The organism is Shinella sp. CPCC 101442 (genome assembly GCF_024704725.1).
In the GTDB taxonomy this organism is placed as follows: domain Bacteria; phylum Pseudomonadota; class Alphaproteobacteria; order Rhizobiales; family Rhizobiaceae; genus Shinella.
The window spans coordinates 158,641-185,327 of record NZ_JALIQS010000002.1 but is presented as its reverse complement, the minus strand read 5'-3'; the positions used below and the strand labels follow the sequence as shown (position 1 = coordinate 185,327).

Annotated in this window: 23 protein-coding genes; 14 read left to right on the top strand and 9 right to left on the bottom strand. The window is 61.8% G+C overall.

What is annotated here, in order from left to right:
* Positions 1-4 precede the first annotated feature (4 nt).
* The 10 genes from nuoL to MUO32_RS06050 all read left to right on the top strand — a co-directional run bounded on the left by nuoL (position 5) and on the right by MUO32_RS06050 (position 12,301).
* Positions 5-2,002, top strand: a complete 1,998-nt coding sequence (gene nuoL / locus MUO32_RS06095) for an NADH-quinone oxidoreductase subunit L (protein WP_257947342.1) — start codon at positions 5-7, stop codon at positions 2,000-2,002.
* The gene (locus MUO32_RS06090; protein ID WP_257947341.1) at positions 2,002-3,513 is read left to right on the top strand and encodes an NADH-quinone oxidoreductase subunit M; all 1,512 of its coding nucleotides are present in this window, start codon (positions 2,002-2,004) and stop codon (positions 3,511-3,513) included. The genes nuoL and MUO32_RS06090 overlap by 1 nt, the downstream gene beginning before the upstream one ends.
* Before the next feature lie 15 nt (positions 3,514-3,528).
* On the top strand, positions 3,529-4,971 hold the full coding sequence (gene nuoN / locus MUO32_RS06085) for an NADH-quinone oxidoreductase subunit NuoN (protein ID WP_257947340.1): 1,443 nt from the start codon (positions 3,529-3,531) through the stop codon (positions 4,969-4,971).
* Positions 4,968-5,735 carry a biotin--[acetyl-CoA-carboxylase] ligase gene (locus MUO32_RS06080; protein ID WP_257947339.1) on the top strand — a complete coding sequence of 256 codons (768 nt, stop codon included), beginning with the start codon at positions 4,968-4,970 and terminating at the stop codon, positions 5,733-5,735. Before nuoN ends, MUO32_RS06080 begins: the two co-directional genes overlap by 4 nt.
* Before the next feature lie 15 nt (positions 5,736-5,750).
* Positions 5,751-7,418, top strand: a complete 1,668-nt coding sequence (locus MUO32_RS06075; RefSeq protein WP_257947338.1) for a ribonuclease J — start codon at positions 5,751-5,753, stop codon at positions 7,416-7,418.
* A gap of 54 nt (positions 7,419-7,472) precedes the next feature.
* Positions 7,473-7,877, top strand: a complete 405-nt coding sequence (mce, locus tag MUO32_RS06070; RefSeq protein WP_257947337.1) for a methylmalonyl-CoA epimerase — start codon at positions 7,473-7,475, stop codon at positions 7,875-7,877.
* A 77-nt stretch (positions 7,878-7,954) separates the two neighbouring features.
* Positions 7,955-8,224, top strand: a complete 270-nt coding sequence (locus MUO32_RS06065) for a DUF1467 family protein (RefSeq protein WP_257947336.1) — start codon at positions 7,955-7,957, stop codon at positions 8,222-8,224.
* A 716-nt stretch (positions 8,225-8,940) separates the two neighbouring features.
* Entirely contained in the window at positions 8,941-10,269 is a 1,329-nt protein-coding gene (gene proS / locus MUO32_RS06060; protein ID WP_257947335.1) for a proline--tRNA ligase, read from the top strand.
* A gap of 33 nt (positions 10,270-10,302) precedes the next feature.
* Positions 10,303-11,604 (top strand): lipoprotein-releasing ABC transporter permease subunit, encoded by a 1,302-nt coding sequence (locus MUO32_RS06055; RefSeq protein WP_257947334.1) that lies wholly within the window; start codon positions 10,303-10,305, stop codon positions 11,602-11,604.
* A gap of 10 nt (positions 11,605-11,614) precedes the next feature.
* Positions 11,615-12,301, top strand: a complete 687-nt coding sequence (locus tag MUO32_RS06050; RefSeq protein ID WP_257947333.1) for an ABC transporter ATP-binding protein — start codon at positions 11,615-11,617, stop codon at positions 12,299-12,301.
* Between the two features lie 10 nt (positions 12,302-12,311).
* Here MUO32_RS06050 and MUO32_RS06045 read toward each other — a convergent pair whose 3' ends face one another.
* Both MUO32_RS06045 and MUO32_RS06040 read right to left on the bottom strand, forming a co-directional pair.
* Positions 12,312-12,749, bottom strand: coding sequence for a VOC family protein (locus MUO32_RS06045; RefSeq protein WP_257947332.1), 438 nt, complete (start codon positions 12,747-12,749; stop codon positions 12,312-12,314).
* Positions 12,750-12,791: 42 nt separating this feature from the next.
* Positions 12,792-13,370, bottom strand: coding sequence for a hypothetical protein (locus MUO32_RS06040; RefSeq protein ID WP_257947331.1), 579 nt, complete (start codon positions 13,368-13,370; stop codon positions 12,792-12,794).
* A gap of 358 nt (positions 13,371-13,728) precedes the next feature.
* Here MUO32_RS06040 and dnaE point away from each other — a divergent pair, with 358 nt between their 5' ends.
* Positions 13,729-17,223: a DNA polymerase III subunit alpha gene (dnaE, locus tag MUO32_RS06035; RefSeq protein ID WP_257947330.1), complete on the top strand. Its 3,495-nt coding sequence runs from the start codon at positions 13,729-13,731 to the stop codon at positions 17,221-17,223.
* 45 nt (positions 17,224-17,268) lie between these two features.
* Here dnaE and MUO32_RS06030 read toward each other — a convergent pair whose 3' ends face one another.
* The gene (locus MUO32_RS06030; RefSeq protein WP_257947329.1) at positions 17,269-17,667 is read right to left on the bottom strand and encodes a RidA family protein; all 399 of its coding nucleotides are present in this window, start codon (positions 17,665-17,667) and stop codon (positions 17,269-17,271) included.
* 119 nt (positions 17,668-17,786) lie between these two features.
* On the opposite strand from MUO32_RS06030, the gene MUO32_RS06025 reads away from it, so the two are divergent.
* A complete protein-coding gene (locus MUO32_RS06025) occupies positions 17,787-18,398 on the top strand; it encodes a TetR/AcrR family transcriptional regulator (protein WP_374708603.1) in 612 nt (203 codons plus the stop codon).
* Between the two features lie 441 nt (positions 18,399-18,839).
* Here the strand turns inward: MUO32_RS06025 and MUO32_RS06020 are convergent, their stop codons facing one another.
* The 3 genes from MUO32_RS06020 to MUO32_RS06010 all read right to left on the bottom strand — a co-directional run bounded on the left by MUO32_RS06020 (position 18,840) and on the right by MUO32_RS06010 (position 22,045).
* The gene (locus MUO32_RS06020; RefSeq protein WP_257947328.1) at positions 18,840-20,153 is read right to left on the bottom strand and encodes a L,D-transpeptidase family protein; all 1,314 of its coding nucleotides are present in this window, start codon (positions 20,151-20,153) and stop codon (positions 18,840-18,842) included.
* 131 nt (positions 20,154-20,284) lie between these two features.
* The gene (locus MUO32_RS06015) at positions 20,285-21,631 is read right to left on the bottom strand and encodes a DNA polymerase IV (protein ID WP_257947327.1); all 1,347 of its coding nucleotides are present in this window, start codon (positions 21,629-21,631) and stop codon (positions 20,285-20,287) included.
* A gap of 123 nt (positions 21,632-21,754) precedes the next feature.
* On the bottom strand, positions 21,755-22,045 hold the full coding sequence (locus MUO32_RS06010) for a DUF3572 domain-containing protein (RefSeq protein ID WP_257947326.1): 291 nt from the start codon (positions 22,043-22,045) through the stop codon (positions 21,755-21,757).
* Positions 22,046-22,186: 141 nt separating this feature from the next.
* Between MUO32_RS06010 and MUO32_RS06005 the strand changes: the two genes are divergently transcribed.
* Positions 22,187-22,558: a response regulator gene (locus tag MUO32_RS06005; RefSeq protein WP_010065708.1), complete on the top strand. Its 372-nt coding sequence runs from the start codon at positions 22,187-22,189 to the stop codon at positions 22,556-22,558.
* A gap of 15 nt (positions 22,559-22,573) precedes the next feature.
* Positions 22,574-23,941 carry a PleD family two-component system response regulator gene (locus MUO32_RS06000; protein ID WP_257947325.1) on the top strand — a complete coding sequence of 456 codons (1,368 nt, stop codon included), beginning with the start codon at positions 22,574-22,576 and terminating at the stop codon, positions 23,939-23,941.
* 693 nt (positions 23,942-24,634) lie between these two features.
* On the opposite strand, the gene rpmG is transcribed toward MUO32_RS06000, so the two are convergent.
* The 3 genes from rpmG to MUO32_RS05985 all read right to left on the bottom strand — a co-directional run bounded on the left by rpmG (position 24,635) and on the right by MUO32_RS05985 (position 26,684).
* A complete protein-coding gene (rpmG, locus tag MUO32_RS05995) occupies positions 24,635-24,802 on the bottom strand; it encodes a 50S ribosomal protein L33 (RefSeq protein ID WP_003547442.1) in 168 nt (55 codons plus the stop codon).
* A gap of 93 nt (positions 24,803-24,895) precedes the next feature.
* A complete protein-coding gene (locus tag MUO32_RS05990) occupies positions 24,896-26,080 on the bottom strand; it encodes an MFS transporter (RefSeq protein ID WP_257947324.1) in 1,185 nt (394 codons plus the stop codon).
* Between the two features lie 13 nt (positions 26,081-26,093).
* A complete protein-coding gene (locus MUO32_RS05985; RefSeq protein ID WP_257947323.1) occupies positions 26,094-26,684 on the bottom strand; it encodes an NUDIX domain-containing protein in 591 nt (196 codons plus the stop codon).
* Between the last annotated feature and the right edge of the window lie 3 nt (positions 26,685-26,687).

The following is a 26,687-nucleotide window of genomic DNA, read 5'->3' as shown; positions in this document are numbered from 1 at the left end:
GGTCATGGATACCATCATCAAGGCAATCGTCTTCCTCCCGCTCACCGGCTTCCTGATCGCCGGCATCGGCGGCAACACGATCGGCGCCAAGGCGTCGGAATATGTCACGTCCGGCTTCATGATCCTGGCGGCAGTCCTGTCGTGGATCGTCTTCTTCGACGTCGCCATGGGCGAGACGGAGATGGTCAAGGTCAGCGTGCTGCGCTGGATCCAGTCCGGCGGCTTCGATGTCGAATGGGCGTTCCGCGTCGATACGCTGACGGCCGTCATGCTCGTCGTCGTGAACTCGGTCTCGACGCTCGTGCACGTCTATTCGATCGGCTATATGCATCACGATCCGCATCGGCCGCGCTTCTTCGCCTATCTCTCGCTCTTCACCTTCGCCATGCTCATGCTGGTGACGTCGGACAACCTTCTCCAGATGTTCTTCGGCTGGGAAGGCGTGGGTCTGGCATCCTATCTGCTGATCGGTTTCTGGTACAAGAAGCCGTCGGCCTGCGCTGCCGCTATGAAGGCCTTCATCGTCAACCGAGTCGGCGACTTCGGTTTCATTCTGGGCATTTCCAGCGTGTTCGTGCTGTTCGGCTCGATCAACCTTGAGACGATCTTCGCCACCGCGGCGACCTACCTGCCGGCCGAAGGTGCAGCGGATGCAGCTGCACCCGTCATCAACCTCTTCGGCATGACGCTGGACAAGTCGCATGCGCTGACCGCCACCTGCCTGCTGCTCTTCATGGGCGCGATGGGCAAGTCGGCGCAGTTCCTGCTGCACACCTGGCTGCCGGACGCCATGGAAGGCCCGACCCCGGTGTCGGCCCTCATCCATGCCGCGACCATGGTCACCGCCGGCGTCTTCCTCGTCGCCCGCATGTCGCCGCTGTTCGAACTGTCGCACACCGCCCTGATGGTCGTGACGCTCGTCGGCGCCATCACCGCCTTCTTTGCGGCGACGGTCGGCCTCGTGCAGAACGACATCAAGCGCGTCATCGCCTACTCGACCTGCTCGCAGCTCGGCTACATGTTCGTGGCACTCGGCATCGGTGCTTACGGCGCGGCGATCTTCCACCTCTTCACGCACGCCTTCTTCAAGGCCCTGCTGTTCCTAGGCGCCGGCTCGGTCATCCACGCCGTCGATGGCGAGCAGGACATGCGCTACATGGGTGGCCTGCGCAAGCACATCCCCGTGACCTTCTGGATGATGACGATCGGCACGCTCGCGCTGACCGGCGTCGGTATCCCGGGTACCGTCATCGGATTCGCCGGCTTCTTCTCGAAGGACGCGATCATCGAATCGACCTTCGCGTCGCATAGCCCGGTCGCCGGCTTCGCCTTCGTGATGCTGGTCATCGCGGCGCTCTTCACGAGCTTCTACTCCTGGCGCCTGGCCTTCATGACCTTCTTCGGCAAGCCGCGCGCTTCCGCCGACGTCATGCACCATGTGCACGAATCGCCTGCCGTCATGTTGATCCCGCTCTATCTGCTGGCCGCCGGTGCGGTTGTGGCGGGCGTGATCTTCGTCGAATATTTCTTCGGGCATCACTATGCCGAATTCTGGCAGGGTGCCCTGTTCACGCTGCCGGAAAACGAGCTAGTCAACGAGTATCACCACGTCCCGCTCTGGGTGAAGTGGAGCCCGTTCGCAGCCATGGCCATCGGTTTCGTCACCGCCTGGTACATGTACATCCGCTCGCCGGAAACGCCGAAGGCGCTTGCCGAGCAGCACCGTGGTCTCTACCAGTTCCTGCTCAACAAGTGGTACTTCGACGAACTCTACGACTTCCTCTTCGTCCGCCCCGCCATGTGGCTCGGCAAGACGCTGTGGAAGAAGGGTGACGGCGCCGTCATCGACGGTCTCGGTCCGAACGGTATCGCGGCCCGCGTCGTCGACGTCACCGATCGCGTCGTGCGCCTGCAGACCGGTTACCTCTATCACTACGCATTCGCGATGCTGCTGGGTATTGCAGCACTCGTTACCTGGATGATGCTCGGGAGCTCCCTCTGATGACCGATTGGCCCATTCTTTCAGCGGTCACCTTTCTCCCGCTCGTCGGCGTGGCGCTTCTGCTGCTGACCCGTGAGGACAGTCCGTATGGCCGCCGCAACATCCTGAACGTCGCGATGCTGACGACGGTCTTCACCTTCGTGCTCTCGCTGTTCATCTGGATCGGGTTCGACTATTCGAACCCCGGCTTCCAGATGCTCGAAAAGCATGAATGGCTCGGCACCGGCATTTCCTATCATCTCGGCGTCGACGGCATTTCCATGCTGTTCGTCATCCTCTCGACCTTCCTGATGCCGTTCTGCGTGCTCGCAAGCTGGAATTCGGTCGAGAAGCGCCTGAAGGAATACATGATCGCCTTCCTGCTTCTGGAAGTGTTCATGGTCGGCGTCTTCGTTTCGCTCGATATCGTTCTCTTCTACGTCTTCTTCGAAGCGGGCCTCATTCCGATGTTCATCATCATCGGCGTGTGGGGCGGCAAGGATCGCGTCTACGCATCCTACAAGTTCTTCCTCTACACGCTGCTCGGCTCGGTGCTGATGCTGCTCGCCATCATGGCGATGTACTGGCAGGCCGGCACGACCGACATCACGGAACTGCTCGCCTACAACTTCCCGGCCCATATGCAGACCTGGCTGTGGCTCGCCTTCTTCGCGTCCTTCGCGGTGAAGATGCCGATGTGGCCGGTGCACACCTGGCTTCCCGACGCGCACGTCCAGGCGCCGACGGCGGGCTCGGTCATCCTGGCCGGCGTGCTGCTGAAGCTTGGCGGCTACGGTTTCATCCGTTTTTCGCTCGCCATGTTCCCGCTCGCATCGGACTATTTCGCGCCCTTCGTCTTCGCGCTGTCGGTCATCGCCATCATCTATACCTCGCTGGTGGCGCTGATGCAGGACGATATCAAGAAGCTGATCGCCTATTCGTCGGTCGCCCATATGGGCTACGTCACCATGGGCATCTTCGCGGCGAATGAGCAGGGTCTGCAGGGCGCCATCTTCCAGATGCTCTCGCACGGCATCGTCTCTGGCGCGCTCTTCCTCTGCGTCGGCGTTGTCTATGACCGGCTGCATACCCGCGAGATCTCGGCCTATGGCGGCCTCGTCAACAACATGCCGAAATATGCCGTCGCCTTCATGATTTTCACGATGGCAAATGTCGGCCTTCCCGGCACGTCGGGTTTCGTCGGCGAATTCATGACGCTGATCGGCATCTTCCGCGCCAATACCTGGGTGGCGCTCTTTGCCACCACCGGCGTCATCCTCTCGGCCTCCTATGCGCTCTGGCTCTACCGTCGGGTGATCTTCGGTGCGCTCGAGAAGGAAAGCCTGAAATCGCTGCTCGACCTAACGGGCCGTGAAAAGGCGTTGCTCTATCCGCTGGTGATCCTGACGATCTTCTTCGGTGTCTATCCGGCGCCGGTCTTCGATGTGACGGCGGCTTCGGTCGACGCGCTTCTCAATCAATACTCCGCGGCTCTGCAAGCGGCGCAATCCGTTGCGCTCACGGCGAACTGAGGACGGGACCAGACAATGACCGCTGATACAATCCTTGCCAGCCTTCAGCTCTCGACGCCCGAGATCATTCTCGCCGTCGGCGGCCTGGTCCTCCTGATGATCGGTGTGTTCTCGGGCGAGCGCTCGGGTACCACCGTCACCGGCCTTGCCGTTGCCGTTCTCATCATCGCCGGCCTCTGGCTGGTGCTCGCGACCGGCGAAGGTGAGGCCTATGGCGGCGCCTTCGTCTCGGACGCGTTTGCCAAGTTCATGAAGGTACTGGCGCTCATCGGCTCGATCACCGCCATGGTGATGACCGTCGGCCACGCCCGTTCCGAACAGCTCGACCGTTTCGAGTTTCCGGTGCTCATCGTGCTGTCGACACTCGGCATGCTGCTGATGATCTCGGCCAACAGCCTGCTGTCGCTCTATCTCGCGCTGGAACTCCAGTCGCTGGCGCTCTACGTGGTCGCCGCGATCAATCGCGACAGCCTGCGCTCGACGGAAGCCGGCCTGAAGTATTTCGTGCTGGGCGCGCTGTCGTCGGGCATGCTGCTCTACGGCATGTCGCTGGTCTACGGCTTCACCGGCCATATCGGCTTCCAGGACATCGCGGCAGCGCTGACGGCCGAAGGTCGTTCGCTGGGCCTCGTCTTTGGCCTGGTGTTCATCCTTGCCGGTCTCGCCTTCAAGATTTCGGCAGTGCCGTTCCACATGTGGACGCCTGATGTTTACGAGGGCGCGCCGACCCCGGTCACGGCGTTTTTCGCCGCGGCCCCGAAGGTCGCCGCCATGGCCATGCTGGTGCGCATCGTCATCGAGGCCTTCCAGCCCGTCGTCGCCGACTGGCAGCAGGTCATCGTCTTCATCTCGATCGCCTCCATGCTGCTCGGTTCGTTTGCGGCCATCGGCCAGAAGAACATCAAGCGCCTGATGGCCTACTCGTCGATCGGCCATATGGGCTATGCGCTGGTCGGCCTGGCCGCCGGCTCCATGGCCGGCGTGCGTGGCGTTGCGCTCTACATGCTCATCTACATGGTCATGACGCTCGGCACCTTCGCGATCATCCTCGCCATGCGCCGCAAGGAAGGCGAGAATGTCGAGAATATCGATGACCTCGCCGGTCTCTCCTCGACCAACCCATTCATGGCGACCGTGCTGACGATCCTGATGTTCTCGCTCGCCGGCATCCCGCCGATGGCAGGCTTCTTCGCCAAGTACTTCGTCTTCATGGCGGCCATCGAGGCGCAGCTCTATGCGCTGGCCATCATCGGCGTTCTCTCCTCGGTCGTCGGCGCTTACTACTATCTGCGCGTCATCAAGGTGATGTGGTTCGATGAGGCAACCGGCGAATTCGCCCGTACGGCGGGTGAGCTGAAGCTGGTCTTCGGCATCTCCGGTCTCTTTGTGCTGGGGTATGTGCTGATCGGTGGCCCGATCGGCAACGCGGCGGAAGCCGCTGCGCGGACCTTCTTTTGAGCCGGTTTGACAGCGCCGGCCGGTTGTCGCTCGACGACTTCAGGCACGAGGCGCTCGCCGAAGTCGGCTCGACCAATACGGAATGCCTGGAGCGCGCCCGAAAGGGCGCGCTTTCCGGTCTCTGGATTACCGCCGATCGCCAGATGGACGGACGCGGCCGGCGTGGGCGCGCATGGTTCTCCGAGCCGGGCAATCTCTATGCTTCGCTTCTGCTGATCGATGCCGCCCCGATGGAACGGCTGGGTTCCCTGCCGCTCGCCGTCGCCGTCGCCGTGCAGGATGCCGTCAGCCGTGTCATGCCGCTCAACGCACCTGAAGTGTTGATCAAATGGCCGAACGACATCCTCATCGAGCGCCGCAAGATCTGCGGTATTCTGATCGAGGGTGAGACGCTGCCGGATGGCCGGCATGGCCTTGTCGTCGGCATCGGCATCAACGTGTCCGTGGCGCCGGATGCCGGGCTCTATCCCGTGGCGACACTACGCGATTTCGGAGTTTCAGCTTCTCCCGACGAGCTTTTCGCCCATCTCTTCCAGTCGATGGCCGAAGCGCTGTCTTTGTGGAACCGCGGACGCGGCATTGCGGCCATCATGGAACGCTGGAAACAGGTGGCCGGCGGCATCGGGGAAAACATAACGGTCAACCTTCCCGACTGTTCTATTTCCGGGCGCTTTTCCGGAATTGATGATACAGGTCTCCTCAAGCTGGAGACGGATGACGGCGGCACGCGGTTGATCGCGGCCGGCGACGTGTTTTTTGGATAGGATTTTTTGAAGCCGATGGCAAAAGAAGACGAACTGGTATTCCTGCCGCTTGGCGGCGTCGGCGAAATCGGCATGAACCTGGCACTCTACGGCTATGGCCCGAAGACCAACCGCCAGTGGATCATGGTCGATTGCGGCGTCACCTTCCCGGGACCGGACCTGCCGGGCGTCGATCTCGTGCTGCCCGACATCCGCTTCCTTGCGAAGGAGCGCGAAAAGCTCAAGGGCATCATCATCACGCATGCGCATGAAGATCACTACGGTGCGCTGAACGACCTCTGGCCCGGCCTCAACGTGCCGGTCTATGCCTCGCCCTTCACGGCCGGCATGCTGGAGGCCAAGCGCGACTACGAGCGCAGCCGTGTCGAAATTCCTGTGACGATCTTCAAGCAGGGCGACCGTATCAATGTCGGCCCCTTCGAAATCGAGGCGATCGGCGTCAACCACTCCATTCCCGAGCCGATGTCGCTTGCGATCAAGACGCCGCTCGGCACCGTCATTCATACTGGCGACTGGAAGATCGATCTCGATCCGTCGCTCGGTCCCCTGACGGACGAAACCCGGTTCCGCAAGCTCGGTGACGAGGGTGTTCTGGCGCTGATCTGCGACAGCACCAACGCGCTGCGCGATGGCGTTTCGCCGTCGGAGCGCGAGGTTTCGGAAAGCCTGACGAAGATCATCGAAGCAGCCGAGGGCAGGGTGGGCATCACCACCTTCTCGTCGAATGTCGGCCGCATCCGTTCCATCGCGCAGGCAGCGGAAGCTGCCGGCCGCGAGGTGCTGTTGCTCGGCAGTTCCATGAAGCGCGTGACGAATGTTGCGCGCGACATCGGCCTGATGGAAGGCCTCAAGCCGTTCATCGAGGAAGACGAATTCGGCTACATCCCGCGCGACAAGGTCGTGGTCATCCTGACGGGCAGCCAGGGCGAGCCGCGTGCGGCGCTCGCCAAGATCGCCCGCGACGAGATGCGCAACGTCGCCTTCACGGACGGCGATACGATCATCTTCTCCTCCCGCGCCATTCCCGGCAATGAGAAGGCGATCAACGACATCAAGAACGGCCTGGTCGAACAGGGTATCAACGTCATCACCGACAGCGAGGCGCTGGTGCACGTTTCCGGCCACCCGCGCCGGAACGAACTGCAACAGATGTACAGCTGGACGCGCCCGAAGATAGTCGTGCCTGTGCACGGCGAGGCCGCGCACCTGACGGCACACGCCGAGCTTGCTGGACAATCCGGCATTGCCGAAGTGCCGCGCGTGCGCAACGGCGACGTGCTGAAGCTTGCGCCCGGTGCGCCCGAAGTGGTCGATCACGCGCCCTTCGGCCGCATCTTCAAGGACGGCAACCTCATCGGCGACTACGAGGAAATGGGTATCGGCGACCGCCGCAAGCTTGCCTTCGTCGGCCATGTCGCTGTCAGCATCCTGCTCGATAGCCGTTTCGACTTCCAGGGCGATCCGGAAGTCGAGCCCTTCGGCCTGCCGCAGTTCGACGACGAGGGCGAGGACATGGGCGACACGCTCTACGACGCCGTGCTCGGCGCCGTTGAAAGCATTCCGCGCGCCCGTCGCAAGGATCTCGAGATGGTGCGGGAGGCTGTGCGCCGCGCCGTGCGCTCCACGGCAAACGAGATCTGGGGCAAGAAGCCCGTCGTCACGGTGTTCCTGACGAAAGTCTGATTCCTTGCCGCCGCGCCGGGTGCTACCGGTGCGGCAACGAGGAGAGGGGATTTCATGCTGGGTCGGGTCAACCACATCGCCATCGCCGTGCCGGATCTTGCCGCTGCCGTCGCAACCTATCGCGATACGCTGGGCGCGACGGTTTCCAAGCCGCAGGCCCTGCCGGACCATGGCGTGACGGTGGTTTTCGTCGAGCTGGCGAACACCAAGGTGGAGTTGCTGGAGCCGTTGGGCGATGGTTCGCCCATCGCGGCCTTCCTCGAAAAGGCGCCGGCCGGCGGGATGCACCATATCTGCTACGAGGTGGACGATATCCTAGCCGCCCGCGATCGGCTGGTGGCGAGCGGTGCGCGTGTACTGGGCGATGGCAGCCCCAAGACCGGCGCGCACGGCAAGCCGGTGCTCTTCCTTCACCCGAAGGATTTTATGGGCACGCTTGTCGAACTCGAACAGGTGTGACAGCAAGCCGCCATCCGGCCGTTTGAACTTCGCGAGCAAGCGGCGTAAAAGACCCGCTGTCGCACGAGGGGTCTTCCATGCAGGTGTTTTCTTATTTCGCCGTCTATTTCATCGTCTGGTGGATGACGCTCTTTGCCGTGCTGCCCTTCGGGCTGAAGACGCAGGGCGAAGCGAACGACGTGGTGCTCGGCACGGTGGAAAGCGCACCGGCACGGTTCCGAGGCGGCCGTATCCTATTGGTGACGACGCTGGTCTCGGCGGTGATTTATGGCGCCTGGTACGTGCTTTCGGTGCGCCTCGGCTACGGCCTCGATTCCCTTCCGCAATTCTACCCGGATTACGAGTAATCGCAGCCGCAGAGGTTAATGACCTTCACAGGCGCCTGGGTAAGGTATTTCCGTCTTCCGGGTTTTTGCGAAAAATCTGCCTTTTGCGCTTTGTCATAAAGCTTGTTGAACAATCCCGTTTGCCTTGTCCGGCAAGCTGAAATCCACGTCTTTTCGTTGAGTCAGCCTCGCGTAGCGTGAGGCGGAGTGTCGCAGGGATCTTGCGCGCGCATTTTTGGCGAGCCGATGCAGTCGGGAAACCTGACGGCGAGAAAGTGCGGTTGGGAAAAGGCAAAAAAAAACAAGGCTAAAAGCCTTGTTTTGCAGGTATCGCGTGATCTTTATCCGTTGTGCGGTGGCAGCGTCTACGCGCGCCTAAGATCTGATCCTCCCAAGACTTGACCGCGAAAATGGCTGGAATTTGCACTTCCTGCCTGTTTTGTGGCCTGAAACTAGCCCAAACGTTAGGCGTTGTCATCCGCTTTTTTTGCATTTTTGCTACAGTGGAATAAAATTTTTCGATTGACAACTTATGCGCAATTTCCGTTATAGGCGCCCCCATTTTTCTGCCACATTCAGCAGGTCCGCCGCGTGTGGTGGACGGCGCTTCGAGTCGGAATGCCGGCCAAATCCAGCCGGGTTTCCTTCCGATGGCGAAGCGTTTATGAACGCGTGAAAATCAACGTCATTTTGCCCGATTCCCGGAATAGGGCGGATCAGTCACACCGGAAACCGATATGCGCCTTTCCCGCTTCTTCCTGCCCATCCTCAAGGAAAACCCCAAGGAGGCCGAAATCGTCTCCCACCGGCTCATGCTGCGTGCGGGTATGGTCAAGCAACAGTCCCAGGGCATCTACACCTGGCTGCCGCTGGGAAAGCGCGTTCTCGACAAGGTGAATGCCATCATTCGCGAGGAGCAGAACCGCTCCGGCGCCGTCGAGTTGCTGATGCCGACGCTGCAGTCCGCCGAGCTCTGGCAGGAAAGCGGTCGCTATGACGCCTATGGCAAGGAAATGCTGCGCATCAAGGATCGTCAGGAGCGTCCGATGCTCTATGGTCCGACCAATGAGGAAATGATCACGGACGTCTTCCGTTCGTTCGTGAAGTCCTACAAGGACCTGCCGCTCAACCTCTATCATATCCAGCTCAAGTTCCGCGATGAAATCCGCCCGCGCTTCGGCACCATGCGCTCGCGCGAATTCCTGATGAAGGACGCCTATTCCTTCGACCTGAACCGCGAAGGCGCCGTTCATGCCTATAATCGCATGTTCGCGGCCTATCTGCGCACCTTCTCGCGCATGGGCCTGCGCGCCATTCCGATGCGCGCCGATACCGGCCCGATCGGCGGCGATCTCAGCCATGAATTCATCATCCTGGCCGAGACGGGCGAGTCGGAAGTCTTCTGCCACAAGGACTTCCTGAACTTCGACGTTCCCGGCCTGGACACCAACTTCGAGGACGTCGCCGGCCTGAAGGGCATCTTCGACAAGTGGACCTCGCGCTATGCGGCCACCTCCGAGATGCACGACGCTCCCGCCTTCGAGGCGATCCCGGAGGGCGAACGCCTGTCGGCACGCGGCATCGAGGTCGGCCATATCTTCTATTTCGGCACGAAATACTCCGAAGCCATGGGCGCCAAGGTTCAGGGCCCCGACGGCAAGGAGCATACGGTGCATATGGGGTCCTACGGCATCGGTCCGACGCGCCTCGTGCCCGCCATCATCGAAGCCTCGCATGACGAGAACGGCATCATCTGGCCGAAGGCCGTTGCGCCCTTCGAAGCGATCGTCATCAACATGAAATCGGGCGATGCCGCCTGCGACGCGGCCTGCGAGACGATCTATGGCGCGCTGCTCAATGCCGGCGTCGATGTGCTCTATGACGACAAGGACGAGCGCGCCGGTGCGAAGTTCGCGACCGCCGACCTCATCGGCGCCCCGGTGCAGGTCATCGCCGGTCCGCGCGGCGTCGCCAATGGCGAAGTCGAGATCAAGGATCGCAAGACCGGCGAACGCGAGACGCTGACCATCGAGGCGGCGATCAACCGCCTGACGTCTGGTAATTGATGCCGGCAGGCGCCGGGGGATTGGGGAGAAAGCATGGCTGACGCAGCGAGCGGGGCGACAGAGGCCCAGGCCTTCAAGAAGAGCCGCCCGTTCTCCGCTTTCGAGCGGATGGTCGCCTGGCGTTATCTGCGCTCCCGGCGCAAGGAAGCCTTCATCTCGGTCATTGCCGGCTTCTCCTTCATCGGCATCATGCTGGGCGTCGCGACACTCATCATCGTCATGGCGGTGATGAACGGGTTCCGCACCGAACTGATCTCGCGCATTCTCGGCATCAACGGGCACATGATCATCCAGCCGATCGACAGCCCGCTGAACGACTATGCCAAGCTCTCCGAGCGCCTTGCCGCCGTTCCCGGCGTCACCATGGCCATCCCGCTCGTGGAAGGCCAGACGTTGGCGCAGGGGACGGCCGGCGGCGGAACAGGTGCCCTGGTGCGCGGCATCCGCGCCGATGACCTTGCGAAGATGAAGTCCGTCTCCGACCATATCAAGGAAGGCGACCTTGTCGGCTTCGCCTCGGGTGCCGGCGTCGCTATCGGTTCGCGCATGGCCGAACAGCTCGGCCTCAGTGCCGGCGGTCAGATCACGCTCGTGGCGCCGGAAGGCGACGTGACGCCGCTTGGTGTCAATCCGCGTGTGAAAACCTATACGGTCTCGGCGATCTTCGAGATCGGCATGTCGGAATACGACTCCTCGATCATCTACATGCCCCTGGAAGAAGCGCAGCTCTACTTCAACTCCGAAGGGGTCGTGCAGTCGATAGAGCTTTTCGTCTCCAATCCTGACGATATCGACAATCTGCGCCAGCCCATCGAGGCGGCGGCCGAACGGCAGATTTTCATCACCGACTGGCGCCAGCGCAACCAGACCTTCTTTTCGGCCCTTCAGGTCGAGCGCAACGTCATGTTCATGATCCTGACGCTGATCGTGCTCGTCGCGGCGCTCAACATCATCTCCGGCCTCATCATGCTGGTGAAGGACAAGGGCAGCGACATCGCCATCCTGCGCACCATGGGCGCGACCTCGGGCTCCATCATGCGCATCTTCTTCATGACGGGGGCGGCCATCGGCACGGTCGGCACCTTTGCCGGCGTGCTGCTCGGCGTCATCGTTTGCCTGAATGTCGAGTCGATCCGCCAGTTCTTCTCCTGGATATCAGGCACGACGCTGTTCAACCCGGAACTCTATTTCCTCAGCCAGCTTCCGGCCGACATGAATGCCGGCGAGACGGTCTCGGTCATTCTGATGGCGCTGGCGCTCTCCTTCCTCGCGACGATTTTCCCCGCCTGGCGTGCCTCCAAGCTCGATCCGGTTCAGGCCCTCAGGTACGAATAGGAACAAACGCATGACCGCGCGCGTCGCTTTGGAACTCAAGGGCATCGAACGGCACTACGGCCAGGGCGAGACCGTGCTGTCGATCCTCAAGGGAGCGGATTTCACGCTGAAAAGCGGCGAGACGGTCGCGCTCGTGGCGCCCTCGGGCACCGGCAAGTCGACGCTGCTGCATGTCGCCGGCCTGCTCGAAAAGCCCGATGCCGGCGATGTCTTCATCAACGGCCATTCCTGCGCCGGCCTTCCGGACGACCAGCGCACGGCGATCCGTCGCGGCGAGATCGGCTTCGTCTACCAGTTCCATCATCTGCTGCCGGAATTCACGGCGCTCGAAAACATCATGATGCCGCAGCTGATCGGCGGCCTCTCCAAGGCCGAGGCGCGTGAACGCGCCGCCCAGTTGCTCGACTATATGCGCATCGGCCACCGCGCCGATCACCGGCCGTCGGAACTGTCCGGCGGCGAACAGCAGCGCGTCGCCATCGCCCGCGCGGTAGCCAATGCGCCGCTCGTGCTCTTCGCCGATGAGCCCACCGGCAATCTCGACCCGGAGACGGCAGGCTATGTCTTTGAAGCACTGGAGGCGCTCGCCCGCCAGTCCGGCCTTGCCGCACTCATCGCGACCCACAACCACGAGCTTGCCGGCCTGATGGATCGGCGCGTGACGATCGAGGACGGGCTCGTCAAGGAGTTGGCGTAACAGCGTCCGCTCAGGCCGCGCGCGCGATGTGCCCGGCCTTGCGCTCCACGAGCGCCCAGATATGGCCGAACGGATCGAAAATCGAGGCCACGCGTCGGCCGAGGACATCCATCTGCACCGCATCGCGGATCACGGCGCCGGCCTGCGAGGCTTGCCGCACGGCATGTTCGATATCGGCAATATTCAGCGTGAAAATAGCGCTGACCGATCCCGCAGCCTTGGGGAAGAACGGCCCGCCATAGGACGGGTTCTGCTCCCGCCGCGGATTTGAACCCGCGACCGCCACCGGCACAGTGCCGAATCGCATGGCGAAGCCCATCAGCACGCCATCGAGGCGGTATGGCTCGATCACCTCGGCGCCGAAAGCGGCGACGTAAAAGTCTGCCGCCTCCTGTTCTCGCCCGTGTTGGACGAACAGAGACATTTCGATGCTGATCTCACCGGTCATCGCAAACCTCCTTGTGCATGGGTGTCTCCAGAGCGGCTGAGATCAGTTGTCCAGTCCGCAGATCGAGCGGGCGATCTCGTCCTGCCAGTCCTTGAGCAGCACGAACTGTGCCTGTCCGGCAACGGGCCGGCCGCTGCTCTTGCCCTTGCCCGTCAGCACGTTGAGGTCGCATTCGCCGCCGCCGTCGGGATTGAGCGTATCATAGGCCGAGTAGGTGTAGCCGGCGACGATGAAGTCGAAATTGCGGTAGGCGACGGTGAGCGACTGGCGCCAGCGGTCGCGGCCAACCGAATCGTTCTTTGTCGTCAGCGTGAATGAACCATTGGCCAGCGCGGCAACCTCCGGCTCCTGGCCATACATGGTGAGATTGCCCCAAACGGAATTCGGGAGCGACAGGGCAAGCGTCAACCGGTTTTCCTCGGGCTTGGCAAGATAGACGTAGAGCCCGTTATCGTCGCCGCTGTCGTCGCCGGGTGTCGCGATCACGGCCAGATCCGCCATGCCGTCCTTGTTCCAGTCGCCACTTGCCATGGCGACGATCCGGTCTGCCGGAAAGTCGGCGGCCATCGCGGCGGCGGGCAGGGCAATCGAAAACACAAGGGCAGCGGCAAGCGACTTCATCTCATTTCCTCCATGGCGTTGTGGCGACCTTATTGCGCGCGGCAGCGTCGGTCCAGAGGGGCTGTGGAAAGCGGTTGACATGAGAACAATAATGGAACAAAGTAAAAACATAATAGGAAAGGAAGCCACAATGACCGATTTTCTTCGTGACTTTGCAGCATTCACCTCCATGGCGCTGTTCGTCGCCAGCTTCTCCGTCCTGCTCTTTGGAATCTGACGGTTTTCATCTCTTCTTTGAACATTGTTGCCCGCCGCGCGCCGCTGGCGCGTGGAAAGCGGGTGCAAAACCAAGAACCTTCTGGACGAGACGGGTCCGAATCCGCTTAAGCTCTTTCTTCTGATCGGAAGGAAGTTTGACATGGCGGAAGCGGCTCAAGTGACGGTTGGCGGGACGATCGCTGAGACGCCAGAATTCGTGCATCTGCGGGTGCATTCGGCCTTTTCATTGCTCGAAGGTGCCTTGCCGATCAAGAAGATCATCGGCAAGGCGACGTCCGACCAGCAGCCGGCGATCGCCATCACCGATACGAACAATCTGTTCGCCGCGCTCGAATTTTCGCAGAAGGCTATCGGCGACGGCATCCAGCCGTTGATCGGTTGCCAGCTTTCGATCGACATGGAAGACGAAGGCGAGGGCGAGCGGCGCGGTGGACAGACCCAGCTTCAGAAGCTGCCGTCCATCGTCGTCCTGGCCGCGAGCGATGCGGGCTATGCGCGTCTCGTCGAGCTGGTCAGCCGCGCCTATCTCGGCGGCGAAAGCGGACAGGCGGTTCGCATTGCCTATAGTTGGCTGGAAGAGGGGGCGGACGGGCTGATCGCGCTGACGGGCGCACGCGGCGGTCCCATCGATATGGCCTACCTTGCCGGGCAGCCGGTCGTCGCGAAGGCACGGCTTCATGCGCTGAAGCAGGTTTTTGGCGATCGGCTCTATATCGAATTGCAGCGGCACGGGCGCTACGACAAGCAGCATGAACGGCGCATGGTCGAGCTTGCCTATGCGGAGGATGTGCCGCTGGTCGCGACCAACGAACCGTTTTTCCCGTCGCCGGACGACTACGACGCCCACGATGCGCTGATGGCGGTGGCGCACAATGCGATGGTGTCGGACGACAACCGCTTTCGTCTGACGCCGGACCATTATCTCAAGAGCCGCAAGGATATGGCAAAGCTCTTTGCCGATCTGCCGGAAGCCCTGGAAAACACGATCGAGATCGCTCGGCGCTGCTCCTTCGTGCTGAAGACGCGCGGCCCCATCCTGCCGCGTTTCACCGGTGCCACGGACGATCCGGAGGAGGCGGAGCGCGCCGAATCGTCTGAGCTTCGGCGACAGTCCGTGGAGGGTCTCGAGAGCCGCATGGCGCTGCTCGGTCTGTCGCCGGGCTATACGGAAGCGGATTATCGCGAGCGGCTGGATTTCGAACTCGGCGTTATCGAACGCATGAAGTTCCCGGGCTACTTCCTGATCGTTGCCGACTTCATCAAGTGGGCCAAGCAGCACAACATTCCCGTCGGGCCGGGTCGCGGTTCGGGCGCAGGTTCGCTCGTCGCCTATGCCCTCACCATCACCGACGTCGATCCACTGCGCTTCTCGTTGCTTTTCGAACGCTTCCTCAATCCGGAACGCGTCTCGATGCCCGACTTCGACATCGACTTCTGCCAGGACCGCCGTGAAGAGGTGATCCGCTACGTGCAGCAGAAATACGGCCGCGAGCAGGTGGCGCAGATCATCACCTTCGGTTCGCTACAGGCACGCGCGGCCTTGCGCGATGTTGGTCGCGTGCTGGAAATGCCCTATGGCCAGGTCGACAAGATCTGCAAGCTCGTGCCGAACAATCCGGCCAATCCCACGCCGCTCTCCAAGGCGATCGAGGAAGAGCCGAAGCTGCAGGAGGAGGCGGAGAAGGAGCCGGTCGTCGCCCGCCTGCTCGATATCGCCCAGAAGATCGAAGGCCTCTACCGCCACGCCTCCACGCACGCCGCCGGCATCGTGATCGGCGACCGGCCACTGTCGCAGCTCGTGCCGATGTACCGCGATCCGCGCTCCGACATGCCCGTCACCCAGTTCAACATGAAATGGGTGGAACAGGCCGGCCTCGTCAAGTTCGACTTTCTCGGCCTGAAGACGTTGACGGTGCTGAAGACGGCCGTCGACTTCATCCGCAAGCGCGGCATCGAGGTGAAGCTCGAAAGCCTGCCGCTGGACGATCAGCTCACCTACGAGATGCTGTCGCGCGGCGAGACGGTCGGCGTGTTCCAGGTTGAAAGTGCCGGCATGCGCAAGGCGCTGATCGGCATGCGGCCGGACTGCATCGAGGACATCATCGCGCTTGTGGCGCTCTATCGTCCGGGCCCGATGGAAAACATCCCGGTCTACAATGCCCGCAAACATGGCGAGGAGGAGATCGAATCGATCCATCCGACGATCGACCATCTGCTCAAGGAGACCCAGGGCGTTATCGTCTACCAGGAGCAGGTGATGCAGATCGCCCAGGTGCTGTCGGGCTACTCGCTCGGCGAGGCCGACCTGCTGCGCCGCGCCATGGGCAAGAAGATCAAGGAGGAGATGGACAAGCAGCGCGCCCGCTTCGTCGACGGCGCCGTCAGGAACGGCGTGTCGAAGCCGCAGTCCGACCTGATCTTCGACCTCCTGGCAAAATTCGCGAACTACGGCTTCAACAAGTCGCACGCCGCCGCCTACGCCATCGTCTCTTACCAGACGGCCTATCTGAAGGCCCATTACCCGGTCGAGTTTCTGGCCGCGTCGATGACCTACGATATGTCCAACACCGACAAGCTGAACGATTTCCGGCAGGATGCCGGGCGTCTCGGCATCGCCGTCATCCCGCCTTCGGTACAGACGTCGTTTGCGCATTTCGAAACCGGCGACAGCCGCATCTATTATGCGCTCGCCGCCATCAAGGGCGTCGGTGAGGCGGCGGTGCAGCATATCGTTGAGGTGCGCGGTACCACGCCGTTCAAGAGCCTCGAGGATTTTTGCACGCGCATCGATCCCAAATTCGTCAACCGCCGGGTCTTCGAAAGCCTCACCGTCGCCGGCGCCTTCGATTGTTTCGGCCATGACCGCGCCGCCATGATCGCCGGCCTGGACCGGCTGCTGGGCGCTGCCCAGCGCGCGCAGGAGAACAAGACGAGCGGGCAGGGCGACATTTTCGGCATGGGGGCTGCGACCGGCCCGGAGGTCATCACGCTGCCCTCCTACACGCCCTGGCTCGCGTCGGAAAAGCTGCACCGCGAGTTCCTGGTGCTCGGCTTCTACCTCTCGGCCCACCCGCTCGATACCTATGCGCCGCTTCTGGCGAAGATGCGGGTGCAGACGTTTGGCGATTTCGCCGCCGCCGTGAAGCGCGGCGCGACGGCCGGTCGCCTTGCCGGCACGGTCACCTCCAAGCAGGAGCGCAAGACCCGCACCGGCAACAAGATGGGCATCGTCGCCTTCTCGGATTCGTCCGGCCAGTTCGAGGCCGTGCTGTTTTCCGAAATGCTCAACCAGTACCGCGACCTCTTGGAGCCCGGCAAATCGCTGGTCATGACCGTCCAGGCGGAAGAACGCCCCGAGGGTATCGGACTGCGTATCCAGACATTGCGCTCGCTGGAAGAAGAGGCGCTTCAGACGCAAAAGGCGTTGCGCGTCTACGTCCGCGATTCAGGCCCGCTGCGCTCCATCGCCGCCCATCTCAACACGAAGGGCGACGGTCTGGTCTCCTTCATCGTCATCAAGGACAACGGACAGCGCGAGATCGAGGTGGAACTGAACGAACGCTTCCGCATCTCCCCCGAAATCGCCGCCGCCCTTCGTTCGGCGCCGGGCGTGCTGGATGTGGAACTGGTATAGGCGCGGGAGTTTGCCACAAGACCCAGGGGGGCTGCGGCGACCTCGTCAGGTGGCGGCCGGAATGCGGGCGATCACCTTGATTTCGAAATCGAAGCCGGCAAGCCAGTTCACGCCGATGGCCGTCCAGTTGGGGTAGGGCTGCGTGCTGAACACCTCCTGCTTGACGGCCATGATCGCGCCGAACTGGTTTTCGGGATCCGTATGGAAGGTCGTCACATCGACGATGTCGTCGAAGGTGCAGCCGGCAGCGGCGAGGGTCGCCTGAAGGTTTTGGAAGGCGAGGCGTACCTGGTTTTCGAAATCCGGTTCCGGCGTGCCATCGCTGCGGCTTCCGACTTGCCCGGAGACGAACAGGAGATCGCCGGAGCGGATGGCTGCCGAATAGCCGTGGTCCTCATAGAGGGCGTGCCTGTTTGCTGGAAAAATCGCTTGGCGCTGGGGCATGGGGGCTCTCTTCTCTGTTGAGCGGCGCGGAGCTTCACGATAGCCGCAATTTCATATACGTTGCGTATATTAAATTGGTCGCCGAAGGTCTCGATGTCAAGTTCATATACGATACGTATATGAAAAATGGAGTTTTGCGAGTGAACAAGCGTATCGCGCTGATGGAGGAAAACCGCGCAAAACTGATCGGTGCGGCGCGCAAGGCCTTCGCCGAAAAGGGCTATGCCGCGGCCTCCATGGATGACCTGACGGCTGCGGTCGGCCTGACGCGCGGCGCGCTCTATCACAATTTCGGCGACAAGCGCGGACTTCTCGCCGCCGTCGTCCATCAGATCGATACGGAAATGGCATGCCGTGCCAAGGATATCGGTGAACGTGCGGCGGGCGACTGGAACGCCCTTCTGGCCGAAGGCATCGCCTATATCGAAATGGCGCTCGACCCGGAGGTGCAGCGGATCGTCCTGCTCGATGGGCCTGCCGTGCTGGGTGATCCCTCGCAATGGCCGAGCCAGAGCCATTGCCTGCAGGTGACGCGGACAAAGGTGGAGCGGCTGATCGTGACGGGTGTCATGAAGCCGGTCGATGCCGAAGCGGCCGCTAGGTTGCTCAGCGGTACCGCGCTGAACGCGGCACTTTGGATTGCTGCGAGCGATCGTCCAGAGGATGTGTTGCCGAAGGCCATCGAAGCGTTCCGGGCCTTTGCGGGCGGCCTGCTGGCGAAGCCCGCCTGACGGGCGCACCTATTGCGCAAAGGGGTGATCTTGTTCGCGGGCGTCGTCAAATCCGGGCGATGGTGGTCGCGTTATGGCTCGCTCTTCGATCCTGCCCTGGAGGACGTATCGAAGCGCTGATGGTTCTGACCGAGGGGAATGATCCTCCTGCCGCGTGCCGGCCTGTGGATCGTTATCTTTGCGCGGACCTGCAGGAGGCCTATGCGCCACAACGCAAACCATGCCCTTTCCAACCGAGCAATGTAGCCGAGCGACCGCCCTTGCCGATGCCTATGCGGGCCGCAGCGACGATCAAACGTCTGCGCGCAGCGGGACAAGAATCCCTGATGGCAATGACCGATGAGGATTCTGACGAGCGGCTGCGGTGCATCGGCGAGTGGTGAAATGAAAAGGCCACCCTGCCGGATGGCGGGTGGCCGTGATGACGGATCGCGAAGCCGATCAGTTGATGACCGTAACGGAGGACTTCTTCTTTTTCTTGGATTTCTTGCCACCCTCGGCAGGACCAGCGTCCGCCTTCTGCACCTTTCGGGTCACGGTGATGAAGTCCGTACCGTCGCCGGTTTCCGGGCCAAGTCCGGTGTCGGAGATCGAGAGCGAGGCGCCTTCGCCCATCAGTTCGGAAATACGAAGGCGGGTGTCGGCGGGAATGTCCAGCCGGTCGAGCGTCTTCGTCAGCGCGTCCGGTTGCGTTGCGTCCGCCTCCACGGTGATGCCGAGGCGCTTCATGGTCGCGGTGGAAAGCTGGTTGTCGACACTGACGCCGAACCAGTCCGCCTTGCCCTTGTCGCTGTCCACGTCGCGGGCGAGCAGGAAATGCGTGCCGAGCGCCACTTCCGGGTTGCGGATGGTGATGGCAGCCTCGACCAGCGGCTTGAACTTCTGCCGAACGAGGATCTGGCCGTTCGGCGGCGCGCCCTTGCCGGCCTTGGCATAGATGGCGGCCACGAGTTCCGGCGTCACCATGCCATCTTCCTTGAGCCCTTCGGCGAGCTGGAAGGCGCGGATGGCGATCACGGTCTGCTTGCCATGCAGGCCGTCCGGCAGGCCGGCGTCATAGCCGAGCGACGTCAGCAACGATTGCAGGTCGATCATCATCTCGCGGTCGCCCCGACGGGTGACGAGGATGCGGATCGGGTCCTGCTCGGTCTTCTGCACCGCCGGCGTGAGGATTTCCGGCTTCGGATCGGTCATCGCGACCTCGACGGCCTTGTCGCCGGCCTCGATCAGGCCGGGCCGCAGCCCCGCCTGGGAGAGAAGCGGCGTATCCGGCACAACGACGACGGGCTTGAACAGCGCCGCATGCACGATTGCCTGTGGCACGATCTCGCGGTCGGTGATCAGCACATGGCCGCCGCGCCGCGTCACGCTGAACAGCGTCTTGGCAAAATCGTTCGGCAGGCGCACGCAGCCATGCGAGGCGGGATAAGACGGCACGCTGTTGGAGGCATGCAGCGCGATACCCGACCAGGTGAGGCGCTGCATGAACGGCATCGGCGCGTTGTCATAGATGTTGGAGAAATGCGTACGCTTCTTCTCGATGATCGAGAAGATGCCGCTCGGTGTCGAATGGCCGGCCTTGCCGGTGGAAACGTGCGAGGTCGCGACGACCACGCCGCCATCGTAGATCTTCAGTTCCTGCAGATCCTTCGACACGATGATCTGCAATGGCCCTTCGAGCGTGCCCGCAAGCGCGGTGCCGCAGCTCAACAGCAGGCCAAGTATGCTCATGCCAGTTGCCAGGCGAAACTTCATGTTACCCATCCGTACGCAATACAAACCGCCGACAAGCGTAGTGCATCCGATTTAAGGAAGGCTTGATGCACCTGGCCGATCCCCCGATCTGTGCCAACCCGATGCAGTGAAGAACGCCGGTTCGGCGGGATTTATTCGGTGGGGTCGTCGATTTTTCCGGCAGTCTTGAAAGTCAACTTTCCGTGAGAACGGTCGGGGCCGGATTTGCCGAATGTGTAGCCGGTCTCGACGCTCGCCTTGCCGAATTTATCGCGTAGCGTGTTCATCGCGGCTTCCGCGGCAGCGCGGCGGCTGGCGGCGGGATCGACGAGATCGGGCGGATCGGCCCGGCCGGGGTCGGTAAGATCGCTGACGCCGATGCCGATCAGGCGGTATTTCGTGCCGTCCGTCTCCTTGCGCAGCAGTTCGATGCCGGTGCGGAAGATGCGATCGGCGAGCATGGTCGGGTCTTCGAGCTTGCGATTGCGCGTGCGGCTCTTGAAGTCGGCAGTCTTGAGCTTGAGCACGACGGTGTGGCCGGCGATGCCGGATTTGCGCAGGCGCGCAGCAACCTTTTCGCTGAGGCGGCGCAGATGCGCGACGAGCTCGTCATAGCTGGAAAGGTCGTCGAAGAAGGTGGTTTCAGACGAGACGCTCTTTGCCGCATCGTTCAGGTGGACCTCACGGTCGTCCTGGCCGCGTGAGAGATGGAAGAGCCGCTTGCCCATCACGCCATAGCGGCGCATCAGGTCGGTTTCCTCCATGGTCTGGAGCTGCCCGACGCTGCGGATGCCGTCGCGCTCCAGGGTCTCGGCAAAGGCCTTTCCGACCCCCCAGATGAGCCGCACGGGCTTGTCCTTGAGGAAATCCAGCGCTTCCGCCTGGCCTATGACGGAAAAGCCGCGCGGCTTGTTGAGCTCCGAGGCGACCTTGGCGAGGAATTTGCAATAGGAAAGGCCGACGGAAATGGTGATGCCGACCTCCTTTTCCACGCGCTGGACGAAGCGGGCGAGAACACGGGCCGGGGGATCGTGGTGCAGTAGCTCGGTGCCCTTCAGTTCGAGAAAGGCCTCGTCGATGGAGAGCGGTTGCACCAGCGGCGTGAGTTCCTGCATCATGGTGCGCACCTCACGGCCGACCTTCACATATTTTTCCATGTCGGGCGGGATGACGACGGCGTTGGGGCAGGCTTCCAGCGCCTTGAACATCGGCATGGCCGAGCGCACGCCGTGGATGCGCGCGACATAGCAGGCGGTGGAGACGACGCCGCGTTTTCCGCCACCGATGATGACGGGCTTGTCGGCAAGCTCGGGATTGTCGCGTTTCTCCACGGCCGCATAGAAGGCATCGCAGTCGATATGCGCCAGCGTCAGGTCGTAGAGTTCGTCATGATAGAGGAGGCGCGGGCTGCCGCAGGCGCGGCATCGGCGCAGGCTCGCAGGCTGCCCGGTCAGGCAGTCGCGACAGAAGCCCGGAAAGCGCATGGCGGCGGTGCTCATCATCCAGAACAAATATTGAACATCGCGACATTAGTGCCTAAATTCACGAGTCTCAATAGTCGCCGAGGCTGAATGCATGATCGTACACAGACAGCCGCTAAAGGGTCGCTACAGGCCGCCGGATCACCATTCGGTAGGGCCGGACAGCACCGCATGGGCGTGCACGACCGCTTCAGGCTTGATGCCGGTCGCTTCGCAGAAGGCCATCAGCGTCGGCTCGTGGCTCATGAGGAAATCGACGATGCCGGCAAGAAAGCCGGGATCGTTGACGGCGTTGCGGACTTCGGACGGCGTGACGCCCGTTAGCGCGAGGAAACGCGACAGAAGCTCCGGCTCGCCGGCCAGCCAGCCGAGCACGGCGACGGCGGTTGCCTCCGCGGCCTCGGTCGCAGGTGTATCTTTTTGGCTTTTCATCGTTTTTCCTCGGGAAATTTACCTTTTAATCAACCAAGTGACGCTAACGTGGCTGCGGTCAGGCTGGGTGATTTCGGCTTTGCCGCAATCTATCCATCTCCCGATGGGTTGCAAGGCCGGTCAGAGGAACAGGGACGCACGATGCCCAAGCAGGTCATGATTGTCGAGGACAATGAGCTCAATATGAAGCTCTTCCGGGACCTCATCGAGGCATCCGGCTACACGACCATCCAGACCAGGAATGGTATGGAAGCCCTTGATCTCGCGCGGAAATACCGCCCTGACCTTATCCTGATGGACATTCAGCTTCCGGAGGTTTCCGGCCTCGAAGTCACCAAATGGCTGAAAGAGGACGACGAGCTTCACGTCATTCCCGTCATCGCGGTTACGGCCTTTGCGATGAAGGGAGACGAGGAGCGTATCCGGCAGGGCGGCTGCGAGGCCTATGTCTCCAAGCCCATTTCCGTGCCGAAGTTCATCGAGACGATCAAGACCTATCTCGGCGACGCGTGAGGCAGGGGCGAGACCATGACAGCACGCATCCTCGTCGTCGATGATATCCCCGCCAATGTGAAGCTGCTCGAAGCGCGGCTGCTGGCGGAATATTTCGACGTCTTGACGGCCGACAACGGCTATGAGGCGCTGTCGATTTGCGAGCGCACCCAGGTCGATCTCATCCTGCTCGACATCATGATGCCCGGCATCGACGGCTTTGAAGTCTGCGAGCGGCTGAAGGCCAATCCGCGCACCGCCCATATTCCCGTCGTCATGGTGACGGCGCTCGACCAGCCGTCCGACCGGGTGCGTGGCCTTAAGGCCGGTGCCGACGATTTCCTGACGAAGCCCGTCAATGACCTGCAGCTCATGTCGCGGGTAAAAAGCCTCGTGCGCCTCAAGACGCTGACCGACGAACTGCGTATGCGCGCGACCACCGCGCGCGCCATCTCCATGGAGGAGGGGCTCGACAGCGATCTCGGTAACGAGCCGGGCGAGGTTCTGCTCGTCGATGGCCGCGCAAGCTCCCAGGAGCGCATTGCGCGTGCTCTGAAGCCAATTGCCGACGTCACCAGCATTTCCGATCCGCAAGCGGCTCTCTTTCAGGCGGCCGAGAGCAATTACGAGCTTGTCATCGTCAACGCCAATTTCACCGATTACGATCCGCTGCGTCTTTGCTCGCAACTGCGTTCGCTGGAGCGCACGCGCTTCCTGCCGATCCTGCTGATCGCGGAGCAGGGCGACGACGGGATGATCGTGCGCGCCCTCGATCTCGGCGTGACGGACTATCTGATCCGGCCGATCGACCCGAACGAGCTGATTGCCCGCAGCCTGACGCAGATCCGCCGCAAGCGCTGCAACGATCGTCTGCGCGCAAGTGTGCGCCAGACGATCGAACTTGCCGTGACGGATGGCCTGACGGGCCTGCACAACCGTCGCTACCTCGACAACCACATGAAGCTGCTGATCGACCGCGCGACGGCGCGTGGCCGGCCGCTTTCGGTCTGCATGACGGATATCGACCGCTTCAAGTTGGTCAACGATACCTATGGCCACGATGCCGGCGACGCGGTGCTGCGCGAATTCGCCAACCGCGTCCGCTCCGCCGTGCGCGGCGCCGACCTCGCCTGCCGCTATGGCGGGGAGGAGTTCGTGCTCGTCATGCCGGATACGCCGGCCGATATGGCGGCAGGGGTTGCGGAGCGTCTGCGAACCATCGTCGAGCGGGAACCGTTTCGTATTCCCGGCACCGATGCCCTGTTGCAGATCACGGCTTCGATGGGGACGGCTTCCGTCCTGCCGACAGGTGACAGTCCGGATGGTTTGCTGAAGCGCGCCGATACCGCGCTCTACGAGGCCAAGCGCTCGGGTCGCAACCGCGTCGTGGCGGCAGCTGCCTGAACCACGCCGAATCGGCGCCTTGCTCACCCTTTGTCCACAGGTGTTACGCTTTCTAAGCAGGTGCCTGATTTCCAGGGTATTTACCCATGCGGCAGCTTTCCGCTGTGGTGGGGCCACCCAGTCTGACGCGCCATGCACATGTGGTGAAATTTAGCTATAAATCGTGCCAATTACTTTTGGTGATAGATATCAAAGGGTTGTATTCGCTGCAATCTTACCGTGCGAAGTTGCGTTGATTTGCGTTGGTTGCATTCGGTACACGCAATGATTGCTTTCCATGGTCTGGCTTACTGTTGTCTTCTATAACGTAAATGACGCTTGCTGGAACAATCGGGCGTTTGCCGGTTAACTATGAGACAAGGAGTCTTGGCGGAAACGTTAAGAATTCGTTGATTTTTTTTCTTTTTGGCGCAATGCTCAACTCATGGGCGGCAAACAAGCCCGCACAACCGGTTACCCCATGATGCTAGGTCCGCCGCATCTCCTGGGTCGTGGGGTCGGTCGGTCGGTTATGACAAATACGGAATCCTCGTGCCGTCGTCGTATCTGACCGACCCCCGTTCAACGCCGCTCCCGTCGAGGGAGCGGCGTTTTTGATTCCATCGCCCGACGGGGTGCATTTCAGGCACCAAAAAGAAAAGGCGCCGGACGTTTCCGTCCAGCGCCTTTGCGAACCTAAGAAGGCTCCCAAGATTACTTGATCTTGGTTTCCTTGAATTCGACGTGCTTCTTTGCGACCGGGTCGTACTTCGTCTTGGTCATCTTGTCGGTCATCGTGCGGCTGTTCTTCGTCGTTACGTAGAAGAAACCGGTGTCGGCCGTCGACAGCAGCTTGATCTTGATGGTGGTAGCCTTGGCCATGGTCGTCCTGCCTTTATCAAAAACGAAGCCGCGGACAGCCAGTCTGCTCTACGGCTTAAATCTGGGCGGAAACTACAAATCGCGCCCGAAAAGTCAACCCCGTTTCGGCCGGAAAACCATCCGGCCCAGAGAAAGTACGAGGTAAAAGCCGAAGAACGCGACGATTGCCCAGGCAAAACCGTCATTCCCGGAGACATCCATCGCCGCACCGATCGCCTGCGGACCGATGACTGTGCCGACGGCATAACAGAAAATGAAGGCCGCATTGGCCGCCGCAAGGTCTGCGCCAACGAGTCGCGAACCGAGATGGCTGAGGCCGACCGTATAGAGGCCCGCCACGCAGCCGCCCCAAAGCAGCAGCACGATCGCCATCAGCAGCCAGTTCTGTGACACCCAGGGCAGCGAAAGCGCCCCCACGAGGCCGATGACGGCCATGGCCGTGAGAAGGCGCCTGCGGTCCTTCATGCGGTCGGAGAGCATGCCAAGCGGGATCTGGAAGGCCATGTTGCCGATGCCCATGACGGTCAGCAGAAGGGCTGCCTGCGGCTCTGTGAAGCCTGCCCGCGTGGCATAGATCGGAAAGAGCGACAGACCGCCCACTTCCACCGCGCCGAAAATGAAGACGGCCGCCGTCGCCGTCGGCACGAGAAGGATGTAGCGCATGAAATGCAGCCCCGGCTTCTCGTCGATGACGGGGCTTTCACCGCGCGCGATATAGATCGGAATGGCGGCGAAAAGGATGATCACCGCGCCGACCGCGAATGGCAGAACGCCGTTGCTGCCGAGGATGGAGAAGAGCAGGGGGCCGGTGGCGAAGCCGAGCGACAGCACCGTCGCATAGATGCCGAGCACCAGGCCGCGGCGGCGTGGCGGCGCGGCGGCGTTGATCCAGAATTCCGACAGAATGAAGAGCGTGGTGATCGCCCCGTGGAAGACCAGGCGCAACGGAAACCACAGCCAGAAATTCTCGATGTAATAGAAGCCAAGACCGCTGACGGCCGATAGCAGGATTGCCAAAAGCATCGTCGTCGACGTGCCCCAGGCATGCGCCAGGCGCGTGGTGAACGGGGCTGCCGCCATGGCGGCAACGCCAGCCATGGCGGAGTTGATGCCGATCATCGTGGGTGAGATGCCGCGCTTCTCCATGATGATGGAGAGCAGCGGAAGGCCGAGGCCGATAGCGATGCCGACAGCGGAAATGGCGGCGACGGCTGCGATGAGGGATCGCCAGTGGATATGCTCCACCGGGCCGGAGGTGCCGGATTGCGGCTGCGTCATATGCGGTTGACCCTTAAAGCAGATCCCGAAGGAAGTGTCCGCGCTTGTTGCGATAGAGCGGCGCCGGTCTTCCGAAGGGCAGAGACTTGTCTTCCTGAATGCTTTTTTGAAGCTCTTCAAGGATCAATACGGTTATGTCGGGCATCTCGATGCCCTTATGATCAAAAATATCCACCCAGCGGACATCCTCGAGTTCATGGCTGGCCGCGGCCCCCGCCGGGTCTATGCCGGCTTCGTCGGCAAAGAGCGCGAAGAACCGCGTATCGAAGCGCCGTACCATGCCGGTCGGTGTGATGGCACGGGCAAGAAATCGCAACTTCGAGAGATCGGGACGGAAGGGCAATCCGCCTTCGGGCGCCGCGGTGATCGGCGCACCAACGCTGAGTCCCGCTTCTTCGTAAAGCTCGCGCAGCGCAGCGACGGCAAGCGCCCGCAGCCGCGAATCCGAACAGCGCGGCACGCGCACGGCCATGCGCGCGAGCGCCAGCGGGTTGAGGGGACCTGCAACGGAGACAAGGCGGTCGCCTGCATCGCGCCGACCGCCGGGAAAGACATAGACGTCGGGCATGAACACGTGTCTGCTGCTGCGCTTGCCGACGAGCACGCG

What these genes read in the sequence shown, in the direction of transcription:
- nuoL (WP_257947342.1), top strand. Translation starts at nt 5, where the DNA reads ATGGATACCATCATCAAGGCAATCGTCTTCCTCCCGCTCACCGGCTTC.
- MUO32_RS06090 (WP_257947341.1), top strand. Translation starts at nt 2,002, where the DNA reads ATGACCGATTGGCCCATTCTTTCAGCGGTCACCTTTCTCCCGCTCGTC.
- nuoN (WP_257947340.1), top strand. Translation starts at nt 3,529, where the DNA reads ATGACCGCTGATACAATCCTTGCCAGCCTTCAGCTCTCGACGCCCGAG.
- MUO32_RS06075 (WP_257947338.1), top strand. Translation starts at nt 5,751, where the DNA reads ATGGCAAAAGAAGACGAACTGGTATTCCTGCCGCTTGGCGGCGTCGGC.
- mce (WP_257947337.1), top strand. Translation starts at nt 7,473, where the DNA reads ATGCTGGGTCGGGTCAACCACATCGCCATCGCCGTGCCGGATCTTGCC.
- MUO32_RS06065 (WP_257947336.1), top strand. Translation starts at nt 7,955, where the DNA reads ATGCAGGTGTTTTCTTATTTCGCCGTCTATTTCATCGTCTGGTGGATG.
- proS (WP_257947335.1), top strand. Translation starts at nt 8,941, where the DNA reads ATGCGCCTTTCCCGCTTCTTCCTGCCCATCCTCAAGGAAAACCCCAAG.
- MUO32_RS06055 (WP_257947334.1), top strand. Translation starts at nt 10,303, where the DNA reads ATGGCTGACGCAGCGAGCGGGGCGACAGAGGCCCAGGCCTTCAAGAAG.
- MUO32_RS06050 (WP_257947333.1), top strand. Translation starts at nt 11,615, where the DNA reads ATGACCGCGCGCGTCGCTTTGGAACTCAAGGGCATCGAACGGCACTAC.
- MUO32_RS06045 (WP_257947332.1), bottom strand. Translation starts at nt 12,749, where the DNA reads ATGACCGGTGAGATCAGCATCGAAATGTCTCTGTTCGTCCAACACGGG.
- MUO32_RS06040 (WP_257947331.1), bottom strand. Translation starts at nt 13,370, where the DNA reads ATGAAGTCGCTTGCCGCTGCCCTTGTGTTTTCGATTGCCCTGCCCGCC.
- dnaE (WP_257947330.1), top strand. Translation starts at nt 13,729, where the DNA reads ATGGCGGAAGCGGCTCAAGTGACGGTTGGCGGGACGATCGCTGAGACG.
- MUO32_RS06030 (WP_257947329.1), bottom strand. Translation starts at nt 17,667, where the DNA reads ATGCCCCAGCGCCAAGCGATTTTTCCAGCAAACAGGCACGCCCTCTAT.
- MUO32_RS06025 (WP_374708603.1), top strand. Translation starts at nt 17,787, where the DNA reads ATGAAAAATGGAGTTTTGCGAGTGAACAAGCGTATCGCGCTGATGGAG.
- MUO32_RS06020 (WP_257947328.1), bottom strand. Translation starts at nt 20,153, where the DNA reads ATGAAGTTTCGCCTGGCAACTGGCATGAGCATACTTGGCCTGCTGTTG.
- MUO32_RS06015 (WP_257947327.1), bottom strand. Translation starts at nt 21,631, where the DNA reads ATGAGCACCGCCGCCATGCGCTTTCCGGGCTTCTGTCGCGACTGCCTG.
- MUO32_RS06010 (WP_257947326.1), bottom strand. Translation starts at nt 22,045, where the DNA reads ATGAAAAGCCAAAAAGATACACCTGCGACCGAGGCCGCGGAGGCAACC.
- MUO32_RS06005 (WP_010065708.1), top strand. Translation starts at nt 22,187, where the DNA reads ATGCCCAAGCAGGTCATGATTGTCGAGGACAATGAGCTCAATATGAAG.
- MUO32_RS06000 (WP_257947325.1), top strand. Translation starts at nt 22,574, where the DNA reads ATGACAGCACGCATCCTCGTCGTCGATGATATCCCCGCCAATGTGAAG.
- rpmG (WP_003547442.1), bottom strand. Translation starts at nt 24,802, where the DNA reads ATGGCCAAGGCTACCACCATCAAGATCAAGCTGCTGTCGACGGCCGAC.
- MUO32_RS05990 (WP_257947324.1), bottom strand. Translation starts at nt 26,080, where the DNA reads ATGACGCAGCCGCAATCCGGCACCTCCGGCCCGGTGGAGCATATCCAC.